Raw genomic sequence first — 26,677 nt, forward strand, 5'->3', positions numbered from 1 at the left:
GAGAACTCCGTTTCGCGCGGCCACTGACCGGCGATTTGTCCATTCCTTCGGAATGGCCGGCGCGCGGATTACGGGCCGCGATGACCGGCGTTCCGGACCGGGCGTTCAAGCGCCGCCCGATCCCGTGCGGACGGCCGCCGGGATCATGACGGCGCTCGGCCATGTGACGGCCTCGCGCATGCGGATATGGCCGCCGTCGGCGTCACCGGTCCCGAGCACGGGCGTCGCGGCGGCGGTGCCGTCGCGCAAGCCGGCGACGCGCCGGAAGATCCGCACCGACTCCTCGAAGCATCCGACGGCGCGCGACGGCCGCCGCGCGCCGAGGTAGGCGACGGCGAGCCGGTTCAGGCTCCAGGCCTGGCCGACGAGATCGCCGAGCCGGCGCTGCACGGCCAGGGCCTCACGGTGGTGGACGATGGCCTCGCCGAAACGGTCCGCGTCGTTGCAGGCCATGCCGAGGCCGTTGAGCATGAGCGCGACCCCGTGCCAGTCGTCGAGCCTGCGCGCCGCGCCGAGCCCGATCTCGTACGCCATGATCCAGTCGCCCCGGCTCCGGCCGAGGCGGAAGAACGTCAGCAGGACGGCCGGGAGCCGCCACGCGACCGCGTGGCTCCCGTGCTCCACCGCCGCCTTGATCACGGCGAGGAAGTTCTCCGACTCGGCGTCCAGCCAGGCGAGTGCCTCCGCGCGCGTGCCGAAGGAGGGCACGAGCCCGGCGCCGCCGCCGGGAATCTCCATCGGGACGCGCCGGTCGTGCGTGTTCAGCACCAGGTCGGCGGCATGGGCGGCGCGGAGGTACCAGGCGAGGACCCGTCCGGGCGCCGCCACGCGCTCATCCTCTGCCCCCTGCTCGCCCTCTCCCCCGTGCTCGACCTCCTCCTCGTGCTCGTGCGCCTTCCGCCGCGCGTGGGCGCGCAGCAGCGGGTGCATCCGGTAGCGGCCCGGCGCCGCCTGCTGGAGGAGGTTCTCGTCCAGGAGGGCTTCGAGCAGCGACTCCGCCCGCGCGCAGGGCAGGTCGGCCAGCGCGGCGGCGGAGGCCGCGGTGAAGTCCGCGCCGGGATGCAGCCCGAGCAGCCGGAACATGCGCCGCTGGTCACGGGTCAGCGCCCGGTAGGACGGGTCGAAGGACGCGCTGATGGAGCGGTTGCGGAACTCCAGCTCGTCCGGCAGCCGTTCCTCGTCCTCCAGCCGCGCGGCGAACTCGGCCAGCGACCAGGCGGGACGGGTCTGCAACCGGCGCGCCGCCATCGTGACGGCCATCGGGAGCTGCCCGCACCGCTCGGCGATCCGCGCGGCGGCGGCGCGGTCGGCCGCCACCCGGCCCCGGCCCGCGATCCGGCCCAGCAGGTCGCGGGACTCCGGCGGCGCGAAGCCGGTCAGCCGGAGCCGGTGCACGCCGTCCAGCCCGGCCAGGCTGCGCCGGCTGTTGATCAGCACCAGGCCGGTCGGGTCGCCCGGGAGCAGCGGCTCCACCTGGGCCTCGTCGGTCGCGTCGTCGAGGATCACCAGCGCGCGGCGGCCGTGCAGCCGGTCCCGGTACAGCGCGGCCCTCGACTCCAGGTCGGGCGGGATCCACGCGGCGGGCACGCCGAGCTGCCGCAGGAAGGTCTCCAGCACCTCCGCCGGGTCGGCGGCGGGGGCCTCGGGGTCCATGGCGCGGAGGTCGGCCCACAGCTGCACCGCGCCGAACCGGCCGCGGGAGCCGATCTGGTGCGCGGCGCGGACGGCGAGGCGGGTCTTGCCGACCCCGGCCATGCCCTCGATCGCGATCACCGTCAGTGCGGTGTCGCCGTTGCCGCCGGCGCCGTCGGCGAGCCGGTTCAGCGCGCGCAGCTCCGCCTCCCGGCCGGTGAACTCGACGATGTCCATGGGGAACTGGCGCAGCGTGCCCGCCTTGCCGGGCGCCGTCCCCGGTGCCACGGCCGCGGGCCGCAGGGGCGCGGGGCCGGACTCCTCGCCGTCGCCCACGGCGCCCGGCGGTGCGGTGTCCAGCGCCGGGTCGCCGCTGAGGATCCGCCGTTCCAGCAGCTTCAGCCGCGGCCCGGGGTCGATGCCCAGATCGTCGGCGAGGTGGCGGCGGACCTGCGCGTACGCGTCGAGCGCGTCCGCGGACCTGCCCATCCGGTACAGGACGAGCATCAGCCGCTCCCACAGCCGCTCCCGGAGCGGGTGGCGCGCCACGAGCCGCCGCAGGTCGGGGACGAGCGCGTCCGAGCGGCCGAGCATCAGGCACGCGTCGGTGTACTGCTCCATGAGGAGGAGCTCGCGCTCTTCCAGCCGCTCCACGTCGGCCTGCAGCGGGGCGCCCAGCGTCATCCCTTCGAGCGGGCGTCCCCGGCAGTGCCGCAGCGCCTCGGCGAAGTCCTGCGCGGCCTGCTCAGGACGCCCGCCGAACAGCGCGGTCTCTCCCCGGGCGAACGCCTCCCCGAACCGGCACAGGTCCAGCTCGCCGGGCTCGACGCGGAGCAGGTAGCCGGGCGAGCGGGTGACGAGGCGGTCCGGGGGCTCTCCCGCCGAGCGCAGCATCCGGCGCAGCGCGGCGATGTATCCCCGGACGTTCGCCCTAGCGGAGGGGGGCGAGGTCCACCAGACGGCGTCCACCAGCCGGTCGATCGCGACGACCTGGTTCGAGGCGAGCAGCAGCGCCGCGAGCACCGCCTGCTGCTGCGGGCCGCCCGCGCTCACCGGACGGCCGTTCGCGGCGATTTCGAGCGGTCCAAGGATGCGGAATTCCATCTGATCCCCTAACCGGTCCTGTCAGGAGCGATCACCCCGTACCGCTCATCAGGCTCCGGTCCCACCGTCGAGGAGACATCGGCCCTATATACGGAAAATATACGGCACGCATGCGCGATGCAGGGCAACCTGGGTCTTGCGGATGATCAGCCAGGACCAGCATTAGTCACATTGCGAACACAAAACGTAATGACGGGGACTTCGGTATGGCGGGACACCACGTGGAACGTGTCGGGGGCGTGACCGGGAGGGGGCCGGATACGGGCGGCGGGCGGCCGGATCCGGCCGAAGAACGCCGTGCGCCGGCGCCGCGGGCGACCGCGTTCCGCGAACGCGACGGCCGGATCCGCTTGCACGGCGGCCGGATCCGCATGCGCCACGGCCGGACCCGCGCGGCGCCCGGGACGCGGTGACCGCAAGGCTTCGGGCCGCGCGTCCCCTCCCGCCAGGGTCACGGGAGACCAGGGACAGGCGCTCCGCCTCCGTAGCCCAACGGCAGAGGCATACTCCTTAAAAGAGTAGAAGTGTCGGTTCAAATCCGACCGGGGGCACAGAACTTCACCGTCGAGCGCGTCATGGCGGGCATCGTCCGGTTTCGCGCCGGGGAGACCGGTGATCCGGGACGCGCAAATCCGCCAAGATGATCAGTCGATTCTCTCGATGAGCGAGACGGGCGCCAGAAAAGGTGAAATTGATTCGGGTAAGGGTCGCCGGTCGTGGCGACGGCACCCGGCGGGCTGATGAGCCGCCGCCGCCTCGTCCGGCCCTGCCCTCTCCCTAATCCTCCCCTACCCGATCCCTACCCACCCCCTGCACGACCCCTCACCGCTCCCTCGCCCACCCTCTCCTTGCTCGCCGGGCCTCGTCCCGTCGCCGCCCCCTCGGTGCCGCCCCGGCGGCCGGCCTCCGGCGGGGCGCCTCCGCGCGCAGGCCGTGCACGGACGTGCGCAGGCGGTGGTCGACGCGCTCGCCATGCCGGGACCTGCCCCTGGACGGCCTGAATAAGCGGCTCCGGACACCGGTCCCGGGACGCCCGGGCCGAAAGGATTTCGCAATGGCCGGATAACAGCCGGCCGCCGCCACCGGCCTGCCCGGACGGGACCGTCCTTTATTCTTGAAGCATGATCTGGGGCCGGCTTGCATCGGAGACGTCGCCCGTCACATGTCCGCTGAGTCGGCAGCGGCATCGGTTTTGCGAGCCGACGACATGAAGAGTGATTTTTCAATGACCTCAGGCACCGCGCTCGATTCTGAATCGAAGGCGGTCAGGGTGGTCATCGTCAGCGACAATCCCGTGTCGCGGATCGGGTTTCGCGCGCTGCTCGGCGCGGCTCCCGGCGTGGACGTCGTGGGCGGCGGGCCGGTCGAGCGATCGGTGGCCGGCGTCCGCGCGCACCGGCCCGATGTGGTGCTCCTGGACGCCTCCCCACCGCCCCCGGACGGCATCGCCCGGCTGGCCCGGTCGGGAGTGCGGGTGGTCGCGGTGACGGCCGAGCAGGAGCCGCTGATGCTCGTCCAGGCGGTCGCGGCGGGCGCCCACGGGTGCCTCGTGTACGGCCATTTCGAGCCCCGCGTGCTCGCAGACGTGCTGGTCGCGGCCGGTAGGGGCGAGTCGTGGCTGTCCCGGCCCGTGGTGACCGCGCTCGTCCGGTGGGTGCACGAGGGCGGCGCGCCGCGGCCGGATCCGGGGCTCACCGCGCGGGAGGCGGAGATCCTGGAGCTGATCGCCGCCGGGCTCACCAACCGGGAGATCGCGCGGCGGCTGGTCATCACCGAGAAGACCGTGAAGAACCACGCGCACCAGATCTACAAACGGCTGGGCGCGGACGGCCGGGAACACGCCGTCGCGCGCTGGCTCGAATTGAATTCGGTGCCCGACGGAACAGATCTCACCTGACCTAACCCGGCCGCGGGCCGTGAATATCGGCCCGCCGCCAACCGGGGAGTCCTAGGACCGGGCCCACGCCAAGATGGGCCCCTGGGTGGTCTTTACTTGCACAGTCCGTTACCGCATGATCAGTTGGGCCGCGTTCCAATGCCCATTAATTCCATTTCTGGCGTGGTTGTGAACGGCTGTTGAATTTCAGTCGCCGTCGTCCATGTGCCTCGGGGAGGCTTGGTGAAAGTCGTTCGCCGTCCCGCTCGCAGCGTCCTTTTCGGGATGCTGGCGGCGGCCGTCCTGATCATCGGCCCGCCACCGGCCGCGTCGGCCGCGGGTCCCCGCATCGATCTTCAGGTCCTCGTCGTCACGAACGGCTCCGCCTCGGTGTCGGCGGTCGCGCAGCAGCTGAAGGCCGAGGGCGTGCCGTACACGACCGTCGACCTGCGCGACTCGGGCCGCCCCGTGATCGACGAGACGTTCCTGTCCGACACGGTCGACGGGGCCCCGCGCGCGAAGTTCCAGGGTGTCGTGCTGCCGAACGCCTCGCCGTTCGGGGACGACGCGGAGATGGCCGCGCTCGCCGCCTACGAGAAGCGGTTCGGGATCCGCCAGCTCGACGCGCACGTCCGCCCGTCCGCCGCCGTCGGGATGAACGCGCCCGCCTACTCCGGCCCCATGGACGGCGTGACCGCGCAGCTCACCGAGTCCGCGCGGGCGGACGCCTTCCGCTATCTCGGCGGGCCGGTCCGGTTCGACGACGCCGAGCGCGGCGGGACCGTGACCGACGGCTTCGTCGCGACCCCGCTGCCGGACGACCCCGGCGCCGGGAAGTCGTTCACGACCCTCGCCACCGCCACCGTCAAGGGCACGACCGGCACCATCGCCGGCGTCTACACCCACGACGGCCGCAGCGAGCTGGTGCTGAACTTCACCTCCGAACGCGAGCAGTGGCACTTCCAGACGCTCGGCCGCGGCCTGGTCAACTGGCTGACCAAGGGTGTCCATCTCGGCCACGACCGCAACTACTTCGCCGTCCACTCCGACGACGTCTTCATGGCGGACGCGCGCTGGAGCACCGAGTACAACTGCACGCCCACCGAGGACTGCGACGACGAGGTCGAGACCAAGGACATCCGGATGGCGCCCGAGGACGTGTCCTACGCCACGCAGTGGCAGGCGAAGAACGGGTTCACGATCGACATGGCCTACAACGGCGGCGGCAGCGACGAGGCGGCCCTGAAGAACGGCGTCGACCCGCTCACCGTCGCGTTCGTCGCCGTCAAGGACAAGTTCCGCTGGCTGAACCACACCTACTCGCACCCGTTCCTCGGCTGCGTGCAGAACTGGCGCACCGACCCGTGGCAGTGCACGCGGAACCAGGCGGGCGAGATCACCTACGTCAGCGAGGCCACGATCGACCGGGAGGTGTCGAGGAACGTCCAGTGGGCGACCAGCCGGGGCATCAAGGTCGACGGGAGCGAGCTCGTCACCGGCGAGCACTCGGGCCTGCGGGTCACGCCGCAGCAGCCCGACGACAACCCGTTCCTCGCCACGGCGCTCGCGAAGAACGGCGTGAAATGGACGGCCAGCGACGCCTCCCGCGAGCGGGACCAGCGCGTGATCGGCTCGGTCCGGACGGTGCCGCGCCACCCGCTGAACATCTACTACAACGTCGGGACCGCGGCCGAAGAGGTCGACCAGTACAACTGGATCCACACGCGGCGCTCGGACGGCGGCAGCGGGATCTGCGAGGACGACTCGTCGTGCATCGAGCCGCTCGACCCGGACACCGGATACGAGTCGTACATCGTGCCGGTCGAGACGCGGATCGCGTTGACGCACGTCCTGGCCAACGACCCCCGGCCGCACTACGCGCACCAGTCGAACCAGGCCGAGGAGCGGATCCTCTACCCGGTGCTCGAACGCGTCCTCGCCCAGTACTGGTCCGCCTTCGCCGCCAACACCCCGCTCATCAACGCCCCGATGTCGGCGCTGGGCGACGAGCTGCGCAGGCAGGACGCGTGGCGCGCCGCGGACAAGAGCAAGGTCACGGCCTACGTCCAGGACGGGACGGTCACCGTGCGCCCACCGGCCGGTCTCGAGGTGCCGGTGACCGCGCCCGAGGGGACGCTGGACGTCGCGAACGGCGCGGCGTTCGGGCAGTCCTACGCCGGTGAACGGTCCGCGTACCGGGCCGGGGACGTCACGCTCACCCTGCCCGGAGCCTGACTTTGGACATCACCCTGGTGACGGAAGGGACATATCCGCACAGCTACGGCGGCGTGAGCGTATGGTGCGACCAGCTCGTGCGGGGTATGCCGGAACATTCTTTCCAGGTCAGGGCGCTCACGACCACGGGCACCGAACCCGTGGTCTGGGACCTTCCCGAGCACGTGAGCTCCGAGCCCATTCCGATGTGGGGGCCGCCCAATGGGCGGCCCTCCGCACGCGGGCGGCACGCGTCGCCGGACGCGCGGCGCGCGGCGCGCGGATGGCTGCCCCCCTCGCCCGTCCGGTTGCCCTCGTCGCGGCGCGGCCGGCACGCCTCGCCCGGCGGCCGGCAGGTGTCGCGCAGCGACGCGCGCCGGTTCGAGCGGCTGTGCCGCGGCTTCCTGCACGCGATCCTCACCCCGACCGACTCGATCTCCGGCCAGGGAACGTCCTCCCGGCACGTGCCTGTCTCCGGTGGGGGGACGACCCCCCACACCCCCCGGTACGGACAGGAGGCTGAGGTCTTCTACCGCATCCTGCGCGGCCTCTTCGAGTACGGGCAGACCGCCGACCTGAGCGCGGCGCTGCGCACCGAGGCTCCCGTGCGCTGGCTGATGGACGCCTGGAACGCCCGCGCGGCCGAGTTCGACGAGATCGGGATGCGGCCCACCGTCCACGACGCCCTCACCGCCATCGACCTGCTGGAGCACCTGCTGCGCCCGCTGCAGGGCCCGCCGCCGCGCGCCGACCTCACCCACGCGGTGTCCAACGGCATCCCCATCCTGCCGGGGCTGGCCGCGAAATGGACCTACGGGACCCCGCTCTGCCTCACCGAGCACGGCATCTACCTGCGCGAACGGTACATCGGCATGCGCCAGACCCCGTACGCGTGGCCGGTCAAGGCGGTGCTGCTCGGCTTCATCCGCCTGCTGTGCTGCGTCGGCTACCGCACCGCCGACCTGCTGACGCCGTGCAACCTCTACAACCAGCGGTGGGAGGCGCGGTGCGGCGCCGACGCCGGCTCCATGGAGACCGTCTACAACGGCGTCGACCCGGCGCGCTTCCCCGCCGCCGGCGCCGAGCCCGCCGCCCCCACGATCAGCTGGGCCGGACGCGTCGACCCGATCAAGGACCTGGAGACGCTCATCCGGGCGTTCGCGCTGGTCAAGGAGGAGGTGCCGGACGCGCGGCTGCGGCTGTTCGGCGGCACCCCGACCGGCTGCGAGCGCTACCACGCCCGCTGCGAGGCCCTCGCCGAAGACCTCGGCGTCGCGGGGCAGACCACCTTCGAGGGGCGGATCGACGACGTCCACGACGCGTACGCGGCCGGGACCGTGGTCGCGCTGTCCAGCATCTCCGAGGGCTTCCCCTACACGCTGATCGAGGCGATGACCTGCGGCCGGGTGACCGTCGCGACCGATGTCGGCGGAGTGCGGGAGGCGGTCGCCGACACCGGGCTCGTCGTCCCGCCGCGGTCGCCGCGCGAGATGGCGGACGCCTGCCTGCGGCTGCTCGGCGACGAGGTGTCGCGGCGGCGGCTCGGGCACGCCGCCCGGGACCGGGCGCTGGAGCTGTTCACCGTGGACCGCGCGGTGGACACCTTCCGCGGCATCTACTCCGACCTGACCACGCCGGGCGCGCAGCGGCGGCCGGCGGCCGAGGCGAGGCTCGCATGACCGCGTCCACGCAGAGCACGATGCCCGGCACCGCCCCCGAGGCCCTCCCCGAACCCGCCCAGGCGACGGGCCCGGTACCGGCGGCCGAACCCGGGACCCCGCCGACGATCACCACACCGGACGCCGTGCCCGACGCCCCGGCGGACGGCTCCACGCCGGAGGCGTCCACGGCGGGGGACATCGAGGCGCTGCGCGAGCGCATGGCGGATCTGTGCGCGAGCGCCGTCGACCCGCTGGAGGTCACGGCCGGGCTGGAGGCCGAGGGCATCAACGACGAGGCGGCCCAGAAATACGGCCACCCGGATGTGTTCGCGCTCGCCGAGGACCTCTACGCCCGGACGCCGCGCCGCCCGCGCCCGCCCGGCGCGACCGTCGCCCCGTGGCAGGCGGTCCCCTGGCGGCATCTGCTGCGCGGCGTCCTGTTCGGCATGCCCGGCCTGTGCTACATCGTGGGCACCCCGATGCTGCACGGCAGGGCCGACAACGTGCTCCTCGTGTTCTCGCTCCTGCTCTCCTGGATGATGAGCCAGGGCACGGCCTACCTCGGATACGTCTGGCTGGGGTTCGGGAACAGGACGGCCGCGTCCCGGGTGCTCCGCTACGGGCTGGCCGCCGGGCTGCTGATCGTGGTGCCGGCGACGGTGGCGGCCGGGGTGGCGGCCGGGGCGGGCGGCCGGGCGATCGCGCTGTCGGCCGGGCTGTGCGGGTACCTGCTCGCGGCCACCGTGGCGCAGGTCAACGGCGCCGAGATCCGGCTGTTCCTCGCCATGCTCCCGGGCGTGGGCGCCGTGATGATCTACCTCGCCGGCAACGGCTGGACGCTGCCGACCGGGCGGCTCGACGGGACGACCGAGGTGGTCCCGGGCACGGCGGAGTCGGTGGGCCTGGAGACGATGCCGGGCATCGAGGCGGTGCCGGGCACGGCGGCTGCGTCCGGCGCCGTGCCCGGCACGGTATGGATCGCCTGGGCCGTGTCCCTCGCGGCGACGATCGCGCTGGCGATCGCTTGCACGTCCGAGGCGGGCCGCCTCTGGCGCCGCCGCGGGGGCGTGCAGGGCGGCCCGGCGATGTCGGGCCCGGTGGTGACCCGCCGCGACGTCGCGGCGGCGCTGCCGTTCGCGCTGTTCGGGCTGCTGACCGGCGGGCTGCTGACGTTCACGCTGCTGTGCGCGCTGGTCGGGCGGCCGGTGCCGCCGGGCACCACGACGGTGGCGGTGCTGTCGCTCTCGCTGTCGATGGGCATCGCGGAATGGATCCTGTACGCCTACCGGCGGCGCGTCCACGAGCTGCTGGTCACGCACACCGGGATGGCGGGGTTCGCGCGGTCGGCCCGCGCCGCGCTGGCCGTCGCGCTCGCCCGGTACGCGGCGTCGGCCGTCGTGCTCATCGCCGTCGCCGCGCCGCTCGCCCGGCTCCCCACCACGGCCATGACCGCCAGGACGCTCGGCGGCTTCCTCGCGCTGGGCTGCGCGTTCTTCCTCTCGCTGGTGCTTCAGGCGTGCGGGCGCGTCGGGGTCGTCCTGCCGGTGTACACCCTCGCGCTGGCCGCCGAGGTCGCCGCCGCGCTGACCCTCCCGCACGTCACGCCGAGCACGGTCCAGCTGCTGGTGTCCGGTGCGCTCCTCGTCTTTCTCACCACCTACGCGGGCCGTGTCCTGGCCCGCGTGACCTCGCACAGATGAACCGATTTGGGGGCACGCCATGCTGAAAACGACCGGCGAGTTGTCGGGACGGGTCGGGGCGGTGGCCGTCCCCGCCTACTTCCCTCCCGGCGCGGTGGACTGGGCGACGCTCGCCGACCCCCGGATCGGCAACGTCGTGCTCAACGTCGACAGCGGCGCGGGCACGGTCCGGGACCGCGCGTTCGCCGCGACCGCGCACCGCATGGCCGAGGTCGGCGTGCCGCTCGCCGGGTACGTCGACACCGCCTACGGCGCCCGCCCGGTCCAGGCGGTGGAGGACGAGGTGACGCGGTACTGGAAGTGGTACGGCATCCGCAGGGTGTTCCTCGACCAGGTGTCCGCCGTCCCCGGGCACGTGCTGCGGTACCGCCGCATCGTCACGGGCGTGCGCGGACGCGGCGTGAAGCACGTCGTGCTCAACCACGGCGCCTATCCCGACTCCGCCTACGCCGACCTCGCCGACGTGCTCGTCACGTTCGAGGGGCCGTGGTCGGCGTACCAGCACGTCCGGGTGCCCACGTGGGCGACGCGGATGCCCGCCGAGCGGTTCTGCCATCTCGTCTACGCGGCGCCGCAGGCCGTCCTCGCGCGGGCGCTGGCGCGGGCCGGGCGGCGCAACGCGGGCGTCGTCTACGTGACGGACCGGGCGGGCGCGAACCCGTGGATCGGGCTGCCGGGATATTTCTCCCGCGAGCTGTCGCTCGTCTACGCGAACCGGTGACGCGGTGCGGTCCGGTGCGATGCGAATCCCGGGGTGGGCGGTCGGCGCCACCGCGGTCCTGGCGTCCGCCGCCGCCCTCGGGGCGGTGCTGTTCTCCACGCTGGCACCGGACGAGCCCGCCCCGCCGGACGCCGCCGCCACGCCGACCGGGCCTCCCCCGCCGGGCCGATCCGCCCCGGCGGGGAGAGCCGCTCCGCCGGAGGAGCCGGCTCCCGAGCGGCGCCGCGCCAAGCTCTGGGCCCCGGCGCCGGGCACGCGCTGGCAGTGGCAGCTCACCGTGCCGGTGAACCTCGGGGTGGACGCGCCCGTCCACGACATCGACGGGTTCGGCAACGGCGCGGACGTCGTCCGGGAACTGCACCGGCGGGGCGGCCGGGTCATCTGCTACATCAACGTCGGCGCCGCCGAGCGGTACCGTCCCGACCACGGCGCGTTCCCGCCCGCCGTCCTCGGCAAGGGGAACGGGTGGCCGGACGAGCGCTGGCTCGACATCCGCCGGACCGACGTCCTCGAACCGATCATGGCGCGGCGGTTCGACATGTGCCGCGCCAAGGGGTTCGACGCCGTCGAGCCCGACCTCCTGGACGGCTACGCCTCCGACACCGGGTTCCCGCTGACCGCCGCCCACCAGCTCCGCTACAACCGGCTGATCGCGCGGCTCGCGCACGAGCGCGGCATGTCGGTCGCGCTGAAGAACGACCTCGCGCAGATCCCGGCGCTGGTCAAGACGTTCGACTTCGCGATCAACGAGCAGTGCGCGGAGTTCGGCGAGTGCCACCGGCTGCTGCCGTTCGTCCGCGCGGGCAAGGCCGTGCTGCACGTGGAGTACCACGTGCCCGCGGCGCGCTTCTGCCGCGAGACACGCGCGCTCGGTTTCGCGTCCATGCGCAAGCGCCTCGACCTCGACGCCTGGCGCCAGCCCTGCTGAGGTCCCGGGATCAGACGGACCCGGGAACCTTCGGCTTGCGGTAGACGAAGGCGTCGGTGCCGGCTGTGCCGTCCTCCACTGCGCCGTCCTCCACTGCGTCGCGGACGAGGTGGTGGTCCGGGGAGAGCGAGCAGGCCGGGTCGGTGCGGGCGGCGTCGCCGGTGAGCGCGTGCGCCTGGCAGCGGCAGCCGCCGAAGTCGATCTCGCGGCGCGGGCATTCGCGGCACGGCCCGGCCATCCAGTCCGTCCCGCGGTAGGCGTTGAACGCGGGCGACTCGGCCCAGATCCAGGCGAGCGGCTTCTCCCTGACGTTCGGCGGCGCGAGGTCCGGGATCGCGTACGCGGCCGGGCACGGCAGCGCGGTGCCGTCAGGGCCGACCGTGATCGACCGCGCGCCCCACCCGCCCATGCACGGCTTCGGGACGCCCTCGTAGTAGTCCGGCATGACCCACACGAGCTCGGGCCCCTCGCCCTTCCCGTGCGTCTCGCGCCACGCCGCGACGGTGGCCTTCGCGCGGTCGAGCTGGCCGCGGGCGGGGAGCAGCGCGGCGCGGTTGTGCAGCGCCCAGCCGTAGAACTGGGTGTTGGCGAGCTCGATCCGGTCGGCCCCCCAGCGGGCGCCGACCTCGATGATCTCCTGGAGGTTGTCGAGGTTGCGGCGGTGCAGGACGACGTTCAGCCCGAACGGCACGCCCGCGGCCCGGATCACCCCGGCGGCGCGTTCCTTGTCGGTGTAGGAGACGCGTCCCGCGATGAGGTCGGAGCCGGGGCGCCGCGCGTCCTGGAGGGAGAGCTGGACGCTGTTGAGCCCGGCGTCCAGCAGCTCGGCGAGCCGTTCGGCCGTGAGCCCGACGCCGCTCGTGACGAGCTGGGTGTAGACCCCGGCGCGCTGCGCCGCCGCCACGATCTCCGCGAGGTCGGGCCTCAGCAGCGGCTCACCACCGGACACGTGCGCCTGGACGACGCCGAGATCGGCGGCCTCACCGAACACCCGCGCCCAGTCGGCGGTGCTCAGCTCGGCGCTCTTGCGGACGAGCTCCAGCGGGTTCGAGCAGTACGGGCAGTGCAGCGGGCACGCGTGCGTGACCTCCGCGAGCAGCGCCCACGGCGCGGGAACGGCAGGGGCGGGGACGGCGGCCGGCGCGGTCATCGCAGCCAGCCCTCCGCGCGGACGCGTTCCAGGAACGCGGGCACCTCGACGGCGAGCGGCGCGTCCGGGAAGGACTCGCCCAGCTCGGCGACGATGTCGTCGACGGTGCGGCTGCCGTCGCAGAGCCGCAGGATCCGGCCGCCGGTGCCGCTGAGCCGCACCGCGTGCTCGGGCATGAGCAGCAGGTCGGCGTCGCGGACGCGGTCGTGCCGCAGCACGATCGACCTGTCCAGGGCGGGGCGCCACGGCCCGTCAGCCGCCATCGGGGCCCTCCTTCGGCGCGTGCTCGACCGCGTCCAGCAGCGCCCAGAGCAGATCGCACTTGAACGCGAACGCGGCCAGCGCCCGCTCCTGGTCGGCGGGCGTCCGCGCCCACGCGTGGACGAGCCGCAGCGCCTCCTGCGAATCGCGGCGGCCCTGGCCGACGCGCACCTGGAAGTAGCGCAGCCCTTCGCGCTCCACCCACGGGTAGTGGCGTTCCCAGGCCGCGATCCGCGTCGCCATCAGGTCGGGCGCGAACAGCTCGGTCAGCGACGACGCGACCGCCTCCAGCGTGGAGGCGTTCCGGCAGAAGTTGACGTAGCCGTCCACGGCCAGCCGGACGCCGGGCAGCACGCCCTCGCCGGACAGCAGCACCTCCCGGTCCAGGCCGACCGCCTCGCCGAGGCGCAGCCACCGCTCGATGCCGCCGTCGGTCCCGTCGCCGTCCGGGGAGCCGTCGTGGTCGTGGACGCGGCGGATCCAGGACCGCCGCAGCTCCCGGGTGCCGAGCTTGGCCAGGATCAGCGCGTCCTTCACCGGGATGTGGCGCTGGTAGTGGAACCGGTTGAGGACCCAGCGGCGCAGCTCGTCGCGGGTGAGGGCGCCGTCGTGCATCCGCAGGTTGAAGGGGTGGCGGTGGTGGTAGCGCTCCTCGCCCAGCGCCCGGAGCCGTGCTTCGAGCTCGGCCTCCGTCGCCATGCGCCCGTTCGTCGCCGCCGTGCCAACGGTCGTCACAGTTCGATCAGCGCTCCCTCTCGGGCGACCTCCAGCCCCGCTTCGGCCAGCCGCCGGTGTCCCGGGTCGTCCGCGTGGACGAGCCGGTTCGTGTTGTTCAGATGGGTGTAGAAGCGCCGCTCGGCGGGCAGCGCGGCGAGCCGCTCGGCGGTGCCGTTCGGGCCCGTGATCGGCAGGTGGCCCATCTGGGTGGACGTCTTCGCCGTGAACCCGGAGCGGACCGGTTCCCCATCGTCCCAGAACGTGCCGTCGACGAAGACGCAGTCGGCGTCCTGGAGGGCGTGGTCGAGGGCGTCGGGCCAGTCGGCGAGCGCGGGGGCGTACACGACGGTCTTGCCGTCGCGCCGGTCCCGGACGCGCAGCGCCACCACCCAGGCGTCGCCCGCGGGCTCGTCCAGCTCACGGGCGTAGCGGGGCCGTTTCCCCGACACGCGGATTCCCTGGACCTCCAGGGGGCCGCCGTCGAGTTCCTCCAGCCCCTTCTCCGGAAGAAGACTCCACGTGATGCCGGCGTAGGGGGCGAGCACGCGGTCCAGGCGGAGGCCGCCGGACAGCGCCGCGCGCACCGCGCCGGTGGACACGATCCGCAGCGTGGACGCCTCGCGCATGCGCGGGATGCCGAGCGTGTGGTCGAGCTCGGCGTCAGTGAGGATCACCCCGGCGACGGGCGTGGCGCGGCGGGCGGGCCCGGGATGCAGGGCGGCGCACGCCTCGATCTGTTCTCCGATGTCGGGCGTCGCGTTGACCACATACCACCGGCCCTCCCCCGCCTCGACGGCGATGGAGGCATGTCGCCTCCGGAGGGAGGGCTCGGTACGGGCAGCGGCGCACCCGGCGCAGGCACAGTTCCATTGGGGCACGCCGCCACCCGCCGCGGTGCCGAGTATCAGCAGCCGCATCGCGGACGGGTCAGCCCTCGGCTGTGAAGTAGGCCGTGACCTCCAGGGAGGTCTCCACGATGTGGTAGTCGGGCGTGACCCATCGGTCCGCGCGTTCGTCGGTCCGGTCCGCGTCAGAGCTGTGGACGGCCATGCTCGCTCCTTCCTCTCGGTGGGGACCGGGGAAGCGCTTCGCTACTACTGAAAGCGCTTTCCATGTCCCTTCATCCCGATGGTATGCCGCGCCGGAACGGGCCTCTAGGGCACTCCGTGCCAAGAAGGACATGAAGTTCGTGCCAACTTCCACGGAACGGCCGTTGGTGATCACGTTCGGTATTCAGTGGCGGGGGCGGGATTCGAACCCGCATCACCAGGCTTATGAGACCTGCATGCTCCCGTTGCACCACCCCGCATCGGTAAGAGAAATGCTAAGCGGTGCCCCGCCCGATGGCGAATGGTTTTATGCCGCCCATGCCACGGCGGGCGCGAGTGGCGATGAGTTGACCGGAACATGGACTGGGCGGGGCATGGAACCGGCGTCACGGGATACGCCGGTGTCATGCGCGCCTTGACCGTCCTGCCGGAGAAGCCCGGCTCGCTCGCCGTCACCGACGTCCCGGACCCGGAGCCCGGCGAGAACGACCTGCTCGTGGACGGTATCGCCGCCGGGGTGTGCGGCACCGACCGGGAGATCGCCGCCGGCGAGTACGGCTGGGCACCGCCGGGCCGCGACCGCCTCGTCATCGGGCACGAGTCGCTGGGGCGGGTGCGGGACGCCCCGTCCGGCAGCGGCTTCGCGCCCGGCGACCTCGTCGTCGGCGTCGTGCGGCGCCCGGACCCCGAACCGTGCGGGGCCTGCGCGTACGGCGAGTTCGACATGTGCCGAAACGGCCGCTACACCGAGCGCGGAATCAAGGAGATCGACGGTTTCGCGAGCCAATCCTGGACAGTCGAAACCGGCTACGCCGTCACGCTCGACCCGCGCCTGGCGGAAGTGGGCGTCCTGATGGAGCCGACCACGATCGTCGCCAAGGCGTGGGACCAGATCGAGAAGGTCGGCGCGCGGGCCTGGTTCGAGCCGCGCAAGGCGCTGGTGACGGGTGCCGGGCCGATCGGACTGCTCGCCGCGCTGCTCGGCGTGCAGCGCGGCCTGGACGTGCACGTCCTCGACCGGGTCGCCGACGGGCCCAAGCCACAACTCGTCGCCGATCTCGGCGCCACCTACCACCACCAGGGCCTGGAAGAGGCGGTCGCGGGCACGAAGCCCGACATCGTGATCGAGGCGACGGGCGTGTCGCAGCTCGTCTTCGGCGCGATGGCGAACAACGCCGCCTACGGCATCGTGTGCCTGACCGGCGTCTCGTCGGCGGGCCGCCACGTGGAGGTGGACGCGGGCGCGCTCAACCGCGACATCGTGCTGGAGAACGACGCGATCATCGGGTCGGTCAACGCGAACCTCGGCCACTACGCCGCCGCCGCGCGCGCCCTCGCCGCCGCCGACCTCGGCTGGCTCGGCCGGCTGATCTCGCGCCGCGTCCCGCTGGAGCGCTTCGAGGACGCCTTCACCCCGCAGCCGGACGACGTGAAGGTCGTCCTCACCCTCGACGGCTGACCCGGAAAGACCCGCCCTTCCCATCGACGTCCCGGGTACGAAAAGTCGTTTTTCCCATTTCCGATTAATGCGGGGCAATACGGGCTTGCGAATGTGGCCGAAATCATGCGGGAGCCCGTACCGTCCGGCCAGGATGCGGGCATGACCTTCCCGTTGATGCACGGGTACGACTACATCAATGTGGTCGCCCAGCTCGACCCCGTCGCGGCGGTGCGCGACAGGGAACTCGGCGAGCGAATTCTCGAATACCCCAAACTTCTGCCCGGCGGCTCCCCGGATTTCGGGCATGCGGTGCAAAAAGGAAAGGAGTGGCGGATCGCGGCCCTCGGCTGTGACGACCCGTCCTCCGCACGCTACAACCTCGCGATCGATCTCCGGACGGACGCGCCGAACGAACCCGACCCCGCCACCGCCCGCGCCATGCTCGCCGCGGCCGACCGCCTCGACCCGGAGGAGGGCGAGCAGCTCGCGAAGGACGAATGGGAGATCGGCGACCGCCGCTACCGGATCATCCGCGTCGAGAAGTTCGTCCTGATCGGCGACGGCGTGATGGAGCCGCCCCGCTCCACCGACGCCGACCTGTCCGGCGACGGGCTCCTGCGCGGCCACCCGCTCGACCCGGCCGCGCCGTGCGGGCAGTGGGAGGCGCAGCTGCGGCTGAACCTCGTCGGCCACATGCCGGCCGCGGGCTCCGTCCCGGACGTCGTCCGCGCCGAGGCCCGGCACGCGATCCAGTCCCATCCCGGCGTCGTGCTGCTCCCGCCGACCTTCGTCGTGGTGGAGGTCGACGGCGGCTGCTGGTCGCCGATCACCGGCGGGGAGGACCCCGGCGAGGCCCACCACCGGCTCGCCCGGCACTTCACCGACCTGCTCCCGAGGCTCCGCGAGTTCCAGCACGACCCGGCCACCCCCGAAGAGCTCGCCGAATGGACGGCCCTCGCCGAAGAGATCAGGGCGGCCCCCGGGCACCGCATCCTGGCGCGCGGCCGCGAGTTCCGCACCGTCCGCGTGTGCCGGATGCTGCGCCTCGGCCGCGACGGCCCCGAAGCCCCCCGCCCCTGCGACGAAGAACGCTACGGCCTCACCGGCGCCGCCGACTCCTGACCACGCGGCCGGCGCACCCGTGCGCCGGTCGCACCGCGCCCGCCGCGCCCCCGCACCCGCCGCGCCCCACATCCACCTTCCCGCCACGCTCGCCGCCCCCGCCCCCGCCCACGGCACCGGCTTTCGCGCGCCCGGCCACGTCAACCGGACGGTGCCGTGATGCTCTGCGGCCTGCCGAGATCGTGCAGCGTGAGCGTCGCCTTGAACTTCACGTCCATGCTCCGCATGCCGGCGTTGACGAAGAACTCGCTCGTCATCGTCAGCCGCCGCGGACGGTCCCGGCCGTCCACCCAGAGCTTCGCATTGAAGATCGCGTCGCCCGGATAAACGCTGAGCGCCGCCTTCCGCGCCTCGGGCGAATCGTCCAGGCACTGCGCCACCGTGCAGGAGAGGGAGAAGACGCTCATCTCCTCGCCGGCCTCCGTCGCGGGGGACGGCCGCGGCGTCCCGGCCTGACCCCGGTACATCTCCGTGATCACGGTGGTGTCGACCATGTTCGCGGTGCTCGCCGGGTCGTAGCCGTCCTTCCCGGTGAGCCGGGGCCCGGCCGGCAGCGTCCGCCACCGCCCGGACTGGAGCGTGTTGCGCACATAGGTGCGGTCCCCGATCGTGATCACGCGGACGGCCCCGGAGTCGTTCCGGGTCGGGCCCGGCCGCAGCTCCAGCTCCGTCGCGACCGAGGACAGGTCGAGATCGGAGGCCGGGTTCCCCGGCATCGAGCGGTGCGTCCCGCGCATCCGCGCCGTCAGCTTGAACCCCGGTATCGCCCCGTTGATGGCGTAGACGTCGACCTCGACGTCCGCCCGGTGCGGCTCGCCGCCCAGGGTGGTGAGCGCCTTCTCCAGCGAGCCCGCCGCCCTCTCCTCCGGCGACTCCTCCTCCGGCCCGCACCCGGTGAGCACCAACACGAGGACGCCGAGACCGGCCCCCGCCCCCCGCCAATTCATGAATCCAGACCTCCGACGCGCTGTGCAGTGTGCCCCGCATGGATAGCGCGCCGCCGCTTTCCAGCCGCTATCAGGCGCCTGTCATCCCTGGTCAGCGAGTCAGGACCGGCCGAATCGGATCAGCACGGGAGTCTCGGTGATCCGCAGCTCCCGCCCGCCGCGGACGGGGACCGTCCGGCCGTCGAGGTGGTCCACCCGGCGGGCGTCCGGCTCGGCCCTCATCCGCGCCGTGCCGTCCGCCATCCACCGCACCGCGGCCTCCGCCGACCCCGCGAGCAGGAACCGGCACTGCCAGGCGCCGGCGGGGAGCCCGACCGCGGGGCCCTTCCCGCAGGACCGGATCCGGGCGCCGGCCAGCCACTGCTGGAGCCGCTGGACGAACAGCGCGGCGCGAGTGGGCGGGCCGCCCTCCGCTTGCAGGACGAGCGGCAGGTTCGACGGCCCCCAGCTGTAGAAGTACATACGGTTGTAGCGGGCGTACAGCCCGGCGAGGTAGTGGCGCACCGCGTAGTTGTTGGCGTCGTCCTCGCCGAGGGGCGTGACGGTCGGGATGTCGTGGGCGGGGCCGGTGGCCCACATCGGCAGGTGCACGCCGACCTGATGGAGCGCGTTGTAGATGAGCACGGCCTGCTCGGTCATCTCCTCGGGCCGCCCGTCCCCGCGCCGGGGGTGCAGCTTGACGGCGATCGCGTCGCAGGGCCGGAAGCCGCCCAGCTCGCCGAAGCGGATGAGATACCGGTGCCCCTCCGGCTTCCACATCTCCCCGAACGACGGGCAGACGACCGTGGCCCGCGGGTCCACCGCCCGGATGATCGCGGCCGCGCGGCGGGTCAGCTCGACGAGCGTCGCCACGTCTCCGGTGTAGTGGTACGGGGTGTTGGGGTAGTCCCAGAGTTCGTACGCCTCGATCCGCCCGCGGTAGCGGGTGACGACGGCGCGGACGTAGGCGTCCCAGTCGGCCAGGTCGTCGGGCGGGGCCGTCCTCGAACCGTCGGAGTACGCGCTCCGCGGGCCGCCGGGCGCCGCCCACGCCGGGGTCATCCCCATCGTGTAGGCCATCGGCAGCCCGGCCCGGCGCGCACCGGCCACCATCCGGTCGAGCGCCGACCAGTCGAACGCGTCCCGCCGCGGCTGGAGGTTGGACCAGCGCGTCCCGCTGTCCCAGAAGCGGACGGCGCCCACCCGGAACCCGGGCATGGCGCCGCTGCCGCTGCCGACCGTCGTCCCGAAGAACGCCGCCGGGACGCCGGCGGGCGGGAAGCTCACCCAGGCCGGCCCGCCGATCCGCTGCCGTCCCTGCCCGAGCGGCGTGCCTCCGCCCGCGGCCGACGAGCGGGATCCGGACGGGTCCGCTCCCACCGAGCCGCCGCCGAGGCCGGGCAGCATCGCGAGCGCCAGCACGAGGATCGCCCCGCGAGCCCGGAGGCTCCGCATGCCCACGCCGCCCACGCCGCCCGCGCCCGGCACCCGCGCGGGCGAGGGTCGCGGGCCGGGAACGGGTCCGGTCTCGTACGCTGCGGCACCGGGCCCGAGTTCTATGGCGCCGGGCCGCGACGGTGCCGGGTCCGGCGTCGGATGCCGCAGCGCGGCGTCGCCCTGGAGGATGGCCTCGTGGAGCGCGCGCAGCCCGGCCGTGGGCTCCAGCCCCGTCTCCTCGACCAGCAGCGCCCGCCCCTCCCGGTACGCCTCCAGCGCCTCCGACCGCCGCCCGCACCGGTAGAGGGCGAGCATCAGCCGGGCGCGCAGCTCCTCGCGCAGCGGATGCTCGGCGACCAGCGCGGACAGCTCCGCCACGACCGCGGCGTGCCGTCCGAGCGCGAGTTCGAGGCCGAGGCATTCCTCCAGGACCGCGAGATGCGTCTCCTCCAGCCGCGCCGCCTCGCGGGTGGCGAACGCCGCGTCGATCCCGTCCAGCGGATGGCCCCGCCACAGCGCGAGCGCCTCGCGGAACGTTCCCGCCGCCCGCTCCGCGCGTCCCGCGGCGGCGTCCCGCCGGGCGTTCTCGACCAGTTCGGTGAAAACGGCCAGGTCCAGGCGGGCCGGGCCGAGGCGCAGCACGTACCCGGGCGGACGCGTCTCGATCAGCGCGCCCGCCTCGCCGAGCGCGCGGCGCACCCGGTGTACCAGCGTGTGCACCTGGGTGCGGGCCGACGCGGGCGGGAGGTCGCCCCACAGCTCGTCCACCAGCCGGTCGACCGGCACCACCCGGTCGGCGCCGAGCAGCAGCCGGACGAGCAGCGCCCGCTGCCGCCCGCCGCCGAGCGCCACGACACGGCCGCCGACGCTCGCCTCCACGGGCCCCAGCACGGCGAAGACGACCTCGTGCATGCGCTTCCCTTCCGCTCCCCGCCCAGATGGCCCTACTTCATGCCATCCCCGGTGCCGGGTTGTCCAGGAAACGGGGAGATCCACGCTCCCGGATCATGTGATCTTCGGAGATTGTTGGCGCTCGGCTCGCCGGTTCTTCGCCGCGGCTGCGTAATCATCAGCAAGCTTGTTCTCCGCCGAGAGGGGCGTAGCCGATGCCATGGAAACTCACGATCGTGCTGGTCACCGCCGGGCTGGTGGGCGGGGTCGGGGCCGCCCCGGTGCAAGCGGGGGTGCCGGGGCCGCCGGAGGTGGACGGTGCCGGGTCGGGTGAGCGGCCGGACGCGCGGGCGGCCCTGTGGCCGTCGTCCGGCACCGTCGGGAAGCCGCGGTTCACGTCGGTGACCCGGCTCGCGCCCGGCGTGGTGTTCAAGACGTTCGAGACGACCGGCGTCGGCGGCCCGGTGCGCGGCGACCTGCTGGACGTGGATCTGCGCTCCCCCGGCGTCCGGATGGGGCTGCTGCATCCGCCGGACGTCGCGGCGCGGCGGACGGTCTCGGCGATGGCGGACGCGCAGCGCGCCCTGGCCGGGATCAACGGCGACTTCTTCAACATCAGCGAGACGCGTCCGGGCGTGGCGGCGACCGGTTCGTCGTCGGGCCCCGAGGTGGACGGCGGCGCCCCGCTGAAGGGCGCGGTGCCGGACGGGCAGCGGTTCGGCCCGGCGCTGCCGCCGGGAACGTCGGCCGAGGACGTCATCGGCGTCGGCACCGACCGGCGCGGGCACCTCGGGCGCCTGCACCTGACCGGCACCATCCGCGCGGGCAAGGCGCGGATCCCGTTGCGCGGCCTCAACCAGTACGCGCTGCCGGTCGGGAGCGCGGGCGCGTTCACCGACGCGTGGGGCGGCGTGTCGCGGCGGCGCGCGGTGTGCGGGACGGACACCGCGCGGAATGATCCCTGCAGCGCGAAGACCGCCGAGGTGACCGTCCGGCGGGGCGTGGTCACGAAGGTCGCGGACGAGGTCGGCGCGGGCGACATCCCGCAGGGCACGACGGTTCTCGTCGGGCGGGAGGACGGCGCGGCCGCGCTGCGCGGGCTGCGGGTCGGCGACCGGGTGCGCATCGGCTACCGCTTCACGGGCCCCCGCAGGTTCCGTTTCGCCATCGGCGGCTTTCCCATCCTGCGGGACGGCGAGCCGCTGAAAGGACTCGACCCCAAGGGCCCGGCCCCGCGCACGGCGGCGGGCGTGAGCCGCGACGGCCGCCGCGTGTATCTCGTCGTCGCGGACGGCCGGTCGGCACGCAGCGCCGGGCTGACCGTCGCCGAACTCGCCTCGCTCCTGGACGGGGCGGGCGTGGACGACGCCGTCAACCTGGACGGCGGCGGCTCGTCCACGTTCGTCACGCGCAGCGGCGGGAAGGCGGTCGTGCGCAACGAGCCGTCGGAGGGCCGGGAGCGCGCCGTCGCCAACGGCATCGGCGTCTTTCTGACCGGCCCGCGGAACTGAGTGAGCGCGGGCGGGGACGGCGTCGAGGGGCGTCGTCCCCGCCCGCGTGATCGGCCGCCCGAGGCAAGCGGCCGAAGCTGCCGGCCGGCGTGGTTACCGGCCGAAGGCCAGCATCACGTGGCCCTTGTCGTTCGGGTAGTTGGTGAACATGTCGCCGGTCCCGACGTAGACCATCCCGTTGGCGACGACGGCGCCGCCTCCCGCCGCGACCGCTCCGCCGCGGCCGGTGCCGCCGTTGACGGTCGGGAAGTCGGCGATGGTGTCGAAGCTCCACAGCACCTTGCCGTCCTCGGCCGAGTAGGCGCGGAGCTTGCCGTCCATGCTGCCCTCCCAGACGAGCCCCGGCGAGGTGGTCACCGCGGGCGGGTGACCGAGCCGGCACACGTTCGGGTACTGCGCCGCGCCGCCGGTCGTGCAGCCGTCGGACGGGTTCGGCGTCTTCCAGATGATGTGCCCGTCGGCGGGGTTGATCGCGTACAGCGTGCCCGGGTTCGCCATGTAGGTGGCGACGTAGAGGCGCTCGCCGTCATAGCTCGACCCCCACTGGATGCCGCTGAGCCCGCCGCCCGGCATGGGCTCGGACAGCTGGCGCTGCCAGACGATCTCGCCGGTGGCGGCGTCCAGCACGTGGTAGACGCCGACCTTCTGGCCGATGCCGACGAGCCGCCGCCCGTTCGCGGTGAAGATGTTCGCGGTGGCGCCGAGGTCGAAGTCGAGCGCGGTGCCGTCCTTCAGGTTGGGGCAGTACTGCTGGTCCTCGGGCGTCGGGCTGTTGCATTCGCGGCGCCAGGTGTCGACGTCGGTCATCTTGCGCGTCCAGCGCGGCTCGCCCGTCTCGGTGTTCAGCGCGAGGACGGAGTCGAAGTGCCCGCCGCTGCCGCTGTAGTTCTGCCCGGTGCCCACGTAGAGCGTCTTGGTCGTCGGGTCGATGGTGGGCGAGCTCCACACGCCCGCGCCGGACGGGCCGTAGCGCGGCTGGCCGTTCGGCCAGGTGCCGTCCTGCTTCGGCTCGGGGACGGTGTAGAAGCGCCAGTCGAGCTTGCCGGTCTTGATGTCGCGGGCGTCGACGTGGCCCCGGAACCGGCAGCAGGGGTAGTTCTTGCCGTTGAGGTTCTCGCCGCTCGACGTGCCGACGTAGACGCGGCCCTCGAAGACGATCGGCGAGCTGGTCAGGGTGGCGCCGGGGAAGTCGTCGATCCGCTCGGCCCAGGCGAGCTTCCCGGTGGCCTGGTCGAGGGCGTACAGGTAGCCGCGGGTGTCGCCGAAGAACACCTTGCCCTCGGCGACGGACGCGCCGTCGCGCACCTGCGCCATGCCGGTGCCGACCGTGGACAGGTTGAACTGCCACTTGAGCGCGCCGGTCTTCGCGTCGGCGGCGCGGTAGATCCCGTCCGGGCCGCCGAAGTAGATCGTGTCGCCGATGACGGCGGGCTGGCTGCGCGGGCCGCCCGCCTGGCGCGGGTACCCGAACGCCCACTTGAGCTTCAGCCCGCCGACGTTCTCCGGCGTGATGTCGGTCTCCGCCCCGGCGTGCCGGCTGCCGAGGAGGTCCTTGGTCCAGGTCGGCCAGTCCGAGGCGGGGGCCTTCGGCCGGGCCTGCTGCCCGGACGCGGCGGCGGGTCCGGAGGCGACGGCCCCGCTCACGAGCAGGCCGGCGGCGACGGCCAGTGCGGCCGCCCGTCTTATGCGACGCATCTTCGGTTTTTCCCTTCGGAAATTGGGAGCTTTGGCGGGGAGGGCTCTCAGGAACTCCGGGAGTTCCGGGAGCCGCGGGGGTTCCGGGCGCCGCGCGTGCCGCGGCCACCGCGGGAGCCTTGCGCGCCCCGGGAGTTCTGGGCGCCGCGGGAGCCTTGGGAGCGCCGGGCGGGGCCGGGCAGGGCCCCTCTGAGCAGCCGGTCGCGCAGCGCGCCCGTGTTGCGCCGGCTGACGGTCAGCGGCGTGCCGCCGACCCGGAGCGTGCACCGTCCCGACTCGACGACCATCTCGTCGATGTGCGCGAGCGAGACCAGGTGTGACCGGTGGATGCGGACGAATCCGGCGTCCCGCCACGCCTCCTCCAAGGCGGACAGGGAGACCCGGACGAGATGGCTGCCGCCATCGGTGTAGAGGCGCGCGTAGTCGCCGTGGGCCTCGGCGTACCGGACCTCCGACCGCCGGACGAAATGGACCGCGCGTCCCAGCCCGACCGGGATGAGCTCGTCGGCGCCGGCGTCCTTGACGACGACCACGACCACCAGGCGTTCTTCATCCTCGGTCGGGCGGGACGGCGTTCGTCCCTGCTGTGCACGGCTCTGCGGCTGCTGTCGCGTACGCTTCTGCGGCTGTTCCAGTTCTTGAGACGCGGTACGACTCTGAGACTGGGTTCGACTCTGAGCCGCGATCAGACTTGGCGGGGGTGTTCGGCCCTGGAATGGGACCGGACGAGAATGAACCGCTGTGGCTCGCATGCGCTCATGGAATCCGCGCGGCCGGAGGCGTTCAAGAGTCCGCTGCGAAATCTGGCACGTAGCGCACAATCTGCGGCATTCCACGTCAATCCGCCTGGTCGATGAAGTATACCGTCAGCCGATTACCGATATCCGATTACTTACCGAACGGCATGTACTTCTTCCAGAAGTCGCAGTGATGCTGCCTTCCGATCTCCCTGGTCATCTCGCTGTCGCCGGCGGGCACCAGCGACATGACACCCTGGTCGGACTCGGTGAACGGCGTCCACAGCGGGGTGCCGTCCACGGTCGGGTTCCCGGTGCGGGCGAATCCCGTCCACTGGGCGGTGAGCTGCTTGCCGAAGGACACCTGGTTGGGCGTCAGCGTGGGGTTGCCGAACGGGCTGAGGAAGATGCTCTCGCTGATGTGGTACGAGCCGTTCGGTTTCGTCTGGTCCAGGAAGAACATCGGCGGGGCGTCGGCGTTGTCGGTCTGGTACGCGAACACCTTCATGTGCTTGGCCATCCGCTGGTCGTTGATGAGCGCGGGGCACACGGAGTTGGAGTCGGCCACGATCGTCCGGTAGGCGATGAACGGCGAGGGGTCCGGGAACCGCGCCAGCGGGTACAGCTTCATGACCTCGTCGGCGGCGTCGCCGTACTGCTGGCGGATGTTCGCCTGGTACTCGGCGGGCGTGTTCGCGGACGGGAGCTGCGTCTCGTCACGGTCGACGCCGTGCATCAGCGTGACGTCGTTGACCTTCCCTTCGGCGAACGCCTGAGCGGGCGACATGGGCAGCACCTCGCCGTCCACGACCGGGCCCTGCGTCCCGACGTCCGCGCCGACGCCCCGGCCGGTCTGGTCAAGGAGCCGCTGGACGGGCACGGCGCGCAGGCACGCGGCCCTGTCGGCCGCGTTCCCGCAGCCCACGGCCGCCGCGAAGCGGTCGGCGGCCTGCTGTGCCTCCGCCCGGGTCGGCAGGTCGGCCGCGCAGTCCTGCGGCTGCCACTGGACGTCGTTGCCGCGCCGCGAGTTGTACTCGCCGCTCTGCGGGATGCCCTTGTGGAACAGCCCCTTCGCGGTCGGCGAGACGCTGTTGGCGCACACGCTCGACCCGCCCGCGGACGCGCCGTAGATGGTCACGTTGTCCGGGTCGCCGCCGAACTTCGCGATGTTGGCCTGCACCCAGCGCAGCGAGGCCTGCTGGTCGCGGAACGCGTAGTTGCCGGAGGTCTCGCCGAACGCCTTGTCCGACATGAACCCGAAGATGTTGAGCCGGTACCGGACGCCGACGTGCAGCACGCCGCCGTTCTTCACCAGGTGCTTGCCGTCGGACGGCGCGCCGAACCGGAACCCGCCGCCGTGGAACTCCACCATCACCGGCAGCGGCTTGCCGTCGCTCCGCTCGGGGGCGGTGACGTTCAGCCGGAGGCAGTCCTCGTTCGTCGAGCCCTGCCCGAGACCCGGCGGCTGCGGGCAGGTCGGGCCCGCGTTGTTAGCCTCAAGGGTGTTCGTCCACGCCGCGGCCGGCTGCGGCGGCGCCCACCGCAGGTTCCCCAGCGGCGGGGCCGCGTAAGGAACGCCGAGCCACGTCTTGACACCGTCGGCTATCGCGCCGCACACCGGGCCCTTGTCCGTCTGGACGGTCGTGCCGGCCGCACATACCAGTGCTTTCGCGGAGCCGTTGTTCGCGGCGCCGGCCGCCTGCGCCGCGGGGAGCACGGGAGCGAACGCGACGGCCGCCGCGCCGATGGCCGGGACGATCCATTTGCTGATTTTCATACCCGGCGTTCTCCCGCCGGGTCTCCTCGTGCCAGAGGCCGTTTTTCCGGTCCCCATTCTCGGCATTTTCATGCTCGGCGTCCTTTACCGTCGGCTACAGTTCGACGGGCTCCCGGCAGGCGGTATT

20 protein-coding genes and 2 tRNA genes are annotated in these 26,677 nt (G+C 72.9%); 10 read left to right on the top strand and 12 right to left on the bottom strand.

Annotation, left to right across the window (positions count from 1 at the left end; translation table 11 throughout):
* Window positions 1–105: 105 nt before the first annotated feature.
* Window positions 106–2,736, bottom strand: coding sequence for a BTAD domain-containing putative transcriptional regulator (locus ACH34S_RS01025; RefSeq protein WP_395950424.1), 2,631 nt, complete (start codon window positions 2,734–2,736; stop codon window positions 106–108).
* A 478-nt stretch (window positions 2,737–3,214) separates the two neighbouring features.
* Between ACH34S_RS01025 and ACH34S_RS01030 the strand changes: the two genes are divergently transcribed.
* The 7 genes from ACH34S_RS01030 to ACH34S_RS01060 all read left to right on the top strand — a co-directional run bounded on the left by ACH34S_RS01030 (window position 3,215) and on the right by ACH34S_RS01060 (window position 11,836).
* Window positions 3,215–3,287, top strand: a tRNA-Leu gene (locus ACH34S_RS01030).
* A gap of 719 nt (window positions 3,288–4,006) precedes the next feature.
* Window positions 4,007–4,633 carry a LuxR C-terminal-related transcriptional regulator gene (locus tag ACH34S_RS01035; RefSeq protein ID WP_395950425.1) on the top strand — a complete coding sequence of 209 codons (627 nt, stop codon included), beginning with the start codon at window positions 4,007–4,009 and terminating at the stop codon, window positions 4,631–4,633.
* Between the two features lie 222 nt (window positions 4,634–4,855).
* Window positions 4,856–6,847: a hypothetical protein gene (locus ACH34S_RS01040; RefSeq protein WP_395950426.1), complete on the top strand. Its 1,992-nt coding sequence runs from the start codon at window positions 4,856–4,858 to the stop codon at window positions 6,845–6,847.
* Between the two features lie 17 nt (window positions 6,848–6,864).
* Window positions 6,865–8,505 (top strand): GT4 family glycosyltransferase PelF, encoded by a 1,641-nt coding sequence (pelF, locus tag ACH34S_RS01045; protein ID WP_395950427.1) that lies wholly within the window; start codon window positions 6,865–6,867, stop codon window positions 8,503–8,505.
* Window positions 8,502–10,187 (top strand): hypothetical protein, encoded by a 1,686-nt coding sequence (locus ACH34S_RS01050; RefSeq protein WP_395950428.1) that lies wholly within the window; start codon window positions 8,502–8,504, stop codon window positions 10,185–10,187. Before pelF ends, ACH34S_RS01050 begins: the two co-directional genes overlap by 4 nt.
* 19 nt (window positions 10,188–10,206) lie before the next feature.
* A complete protein-coding gene (locus ACH34S_RS01055) occupies window positions 10,207–10,908 on the top strand; it encodes a spherulation-specific family 4 protein (protein WP_395950429.1) in 702 nt (233 codons plus the stop codon).
* Between the two features lie 19 nt (window positions 10,909–10,927).
* Entirely contained in the window at window positions 10,928–11,836 is a 909-nt protein-coding gene (locus ACH34S_RS01060) for an endo alpha-1,4 polygalactosaminidase (protein WP_395950430.1), read from the top strand.
* A 10-nt stretch (window positions 11,837–11,846) separates the two neighbouring features.
* On the opposite strand, the gene pqqE is transcribed toward ACH34S_RS01060, so the two are convergent.
* The 6 genes from pqqE to ACH34S_RS01090 all read right to left on the bottom strand — a co-directional run bounded on the left by pqqE (window position 11,847) and on the right by ACH34S_RS01090 (window position 15,273).
* Complete coding sequence (pqqE, locus tag ACH34S_RS01065) at window positions 11,847–12,986, bottom strand: pyrroloquinoline quinone biosynthesis protein PqqE (RefSeq protein ID WP_395950431.1); 1,140 nt, start codon at window positions 12,984–12,986, stop codon at window positions 11,847–11,849.
* Window positions 12,983–13,249: a pyrroloquinoline quinone biosynthesis peptide chaperone PqqD gene (pqqD, locus tag ACH34S_RS01070; RefSeq protein WP_395950432.1), complete on the bottom strand. Its 267-nt coding sequence runs from the start codon at window positions 13,247–13,249 to the stop codon at window positions 12,983–12,985. The genes pqqE and pqqD overlap by 4 nt, the downstream gene beginning before the upstream one ends.
* Window positions 13,239–13,982, bottom strand: coding sequence for a pyrroloquinoline-quinone synthase PqqC (gene pqqC, locus ACH34S_RS01075; protein WP_395950433.1), 744 nt, complete (start codon window positions 13,980–13,982; stop codon window positions 13,239–13,241). Before pqqC ends, pqqD begins: the two co-directional genes overlap by 11 nt.
* The gene (pqqB, locus tag ACH34S_RS01080; RefSeq protein WP_395950434.1) at window positions 13,979–14,881 is read right to left on the bottom strand and encodes a pyrroloquinoline quinone biosynthesis protein PqqB; all 903 of its coding nucleotides are present in this window, start codon (window positions 14,879–14,881) and stop codon (window positions 13,979–13,981) included. The genes pqqC and pqqB overlap by 4 nt, the downstream gene beginning before the upstream one ends.
* A gap of 10 nt (window positions 14,882–14,891) precedes the next feature.
* Entirely contained in the window at window positions 14,892–15,014 is a 123-nt protein-coding gene (gene pqqA, locus ACH34S_RS01085; protein WP_165964558.1) for a pyrroloquinoline quinone precursor peptide PqqA, read from the bottom strand.
* Between the two features lie 187 nt (window positions 15,015–15,201).
* Window positions 15,202–15,273, bottom strand: a tRNA-Met gene (locus ACH34S_RS01090).
* A 146-nt stretch (window positions 15,274–15,419) separates the two neighbouring features.
* Between ACH34S_RS01090 and ACH34S_RS01095 the strand changes: the two genes are divergently transcribed.
* Together ACH34S_RS01095 and ACH34S_RS01100 are read left to right on the top strand one after the other, a co-directional pair.
* Window positions 15,420–16,472, top strand: coding sequence for a glucose 1-dehydrogenase (locus ACH34S_RS01095; RefSeq protein ID WP_395950435.1), 1,053 nt, complete (start codon window positions 15,420–15,422; stop codon window positions 16,470–16,472).
* A 141-nt stretch (window positions 16,473–16,613) separates the two neighbouring features.
* A complete protein-coding gene (locus ACH34S_RS01100) occupies window positions 16,614–17,576 on the top strand; it encodes a DUF5954 family protein (protein WP_395950436.1) in 963 nt (320 codons plus the stop codon).
* Window positions 17,577–17,716: 140 nt separating this feature from the next.
* Here ACH34S_RS01100 and ACH34S_RS01105 read toward each other — a convergent pair whose 3' ends face one another.
* The gene (locus tag ACH34S_RS01105) at window positions 17,717–18,523 is read right to left on the bottom strand and encodes a hypothetical protein (protein ID WP_395950437.1); all 807 of its coding nucleotides are present in this window, start codon (window positions 18,521–18,523) and stop codon (window positions 17,717–17,719) included.
* 99 nt (window positions 18,524–18,622) lie between these two features.
* Window positions 18,623–20,851 carry a BTAD domain-containing putative transcriptional regulator gene (locus ACH34S_RS01110; RefSeq protein ID WP_395950438.1) on the bottom strand — a complete coding sequence of 743 codons (2,229 nt, stop codon included), beginning with the start codon at window positions 20,849–20,851 and terminating at the stop codon, window positions 18,623–18,625.
* 194 nt (window positions 20,852–21,045) lie between these two features.
* Here ACH34S_RS01110 and ACH34S_RS01115 point away from each other — a divergent pair, with 194 nt between their 5' ends.
* The gene (locus ACH34S_RS01115; protein ID WP_395950439.1) at window positions 21,046–22,341 is read left to right on the top strand and encodes a phosphodiester glycosidase family protein; all 1,296 of its coding nucleotides are present in this window, start codon (window positions 21,046–21,048) and stop codon (window positions 22,339–22,341) included.
* A gap of 93 nt (window positions 22,342–22,434) precedes the next feature.
* On the opposite strand, the gene ACH34S_RS01120 is transcribed toward ACH34S_RS01115, so the two are convergent.
* The 3 genes from ACH34S_RS01120 to ACH34S_RS01130 form a co-directional block, all read right to left on the bottom strand.
* Window positions 22,435–24,036 (bottom strand): PQQ-binding-like beta-propeller repeat protein, encoded by a 1,602-nt coding sequence (locus ACH34S_RS01120; protein WP_395950440.1) that lies wholly within the window; start codon window positions 24,034–24,036, stop codon window positions 22,435–22,437.
* Between the two features lie 47 nt (window positions 24,037–24,083).
* The gene (locus ACH34S_RS01125) at window positions 24,084–24,575 is read right to left on the bottom strand and encodes a LytR/AlgR family response regulator transcription factor (RefSeq protein ID WP_395950441.1); all 492 of its coding nucleotides are present in this window, start codon (window positions 24,573–24,575) and stop codon (window positions 24,084–24,086) included.
* Between the two features lie 349 nt (window positions 24,576–24,924).
* Complete coding sequence (locus tag ACH34S_RS01130) at window positions 24,925–26,550, bottom strand: carboxylesterase/lipase family protein (RefSeq protein WP_395950442.1); 1,626 nt, start codon at window positions 26,548–26,550, stop codon at window positions 24,925–24,927.
* Window positions 26,551–26,677: the final 127 nt, after the last annotated feature.

Source organism: Actinomadura sp. 3N508, from assembly GCF_044326375.1.
Classification (GTDB): domain Bacteria; phylum Actinomycetota; class Actinomycetes; order Streptosporangiales; family Streptosporangiaceae; genus Spirillospora.

Coding starts and splice junctions, on each gene's coding strand:
- ACH34S_RS01025 (WP_395950424.1), bottom strand. CDS start 2,736: ATGGAATTCCGCATCCTTGGACCGCTCGAAATCGCCGCGAACGGCCGT.
- ACH34S_RS01050 (WP_395950428.1), top strand. CDS start 8,502: ATGACCGCGTCCACGCAGAGCACGATGCCCGGCACCGCCCCCGAGGCC.
- ACH34S_RS01055 (WP_395950429.1), top strand. CDS start 10,207: ATGCTGAAAACGACCGGCGAGTTGTCGGGACGGGTCGGGGCGGTGGCC.
- ACH34S_RS01060 (WP_395950430.1), top strand. CDS start 10,928: ATGCGAATCCCGGGGTGGGCGGTCGGCGCCACCGCGGTCCTGGCGTCC.
- pqqE (WP_395950431.1), bottom strand. CDS start 12,986: ATGACCGCGCCGGCCGCCGTCCCCGCCCCTGCCGTTCCCGCGCCGTGG.
- pqqD (WP_395950432.1), bottom strand. CDS start 13,249: ATGGCGGCTGACGGGCCGTGGCGCCCCGCCCTGGACAGGTCGATCGTG.
- pqqB (WP_395950434.1), bottom strand. CDS start 14,881: ATGCGGCTGCTGATACTCGGCACCGCGGCGGGTGGCGGCGTGCCCCAA.
- pqqA (WP_165964558.1), bottom strand. CDS start 15,014: ATGGCCGTCCACAGCTCTGACGCGGACCGGACCGACGAACGCGCGGAC.
- ACH34S_RS01095 (WP_395950435.1), top strand. CDS start 15,420: ATGCGCGCCTTGACCGTCCTGCCGGAGAAGCCCGGCTCGCTCGCCGTC.
- ACH34S_RS01100 (WP_395950436.1), top strand. CDS start 16,614: ATGACCTTCCCGTTGATGCACGGGTACGACTACATCAATGTGGTCGCC.
- ACH34S_RS01105 (WP_395950437.1), bottom strand. CDS start 18,523: ATGAATTGGCGGGGGGCGGGGGCCGGTCTCGGCGTCCTCGTGTTGGTG.
- ACH34S_RS01110 (WP_395950438.1), bottom strand. CDS start 20,851: ATGCACGAGGTCGTCTTCGCCGTGCTGGGGCCCGTGGAGGCGAGCGTC.
- ACH34S_RS01115 (WP_395950439.1), top strand. CDS start 21,046: ATGCCATGGAAACTCACGATCGTGCTGGTCACCGCCGGGCTGGTGGGC.
- ACH34S_RS01120 (WP_395950440.1), bottom strand. CDS start 24,036: ATGCGTCGCATAAGACGGGCGGCCGCACTGGCCGTCGCCGCCGGCCTG.
- ACH34S_RS01130 (WP_395950442.1), bottom strand. CDS start 26,550: ATGAAAATCAGCAAATGGATCGTCCCGGCCATCGGCGCGGCGGCCGTC.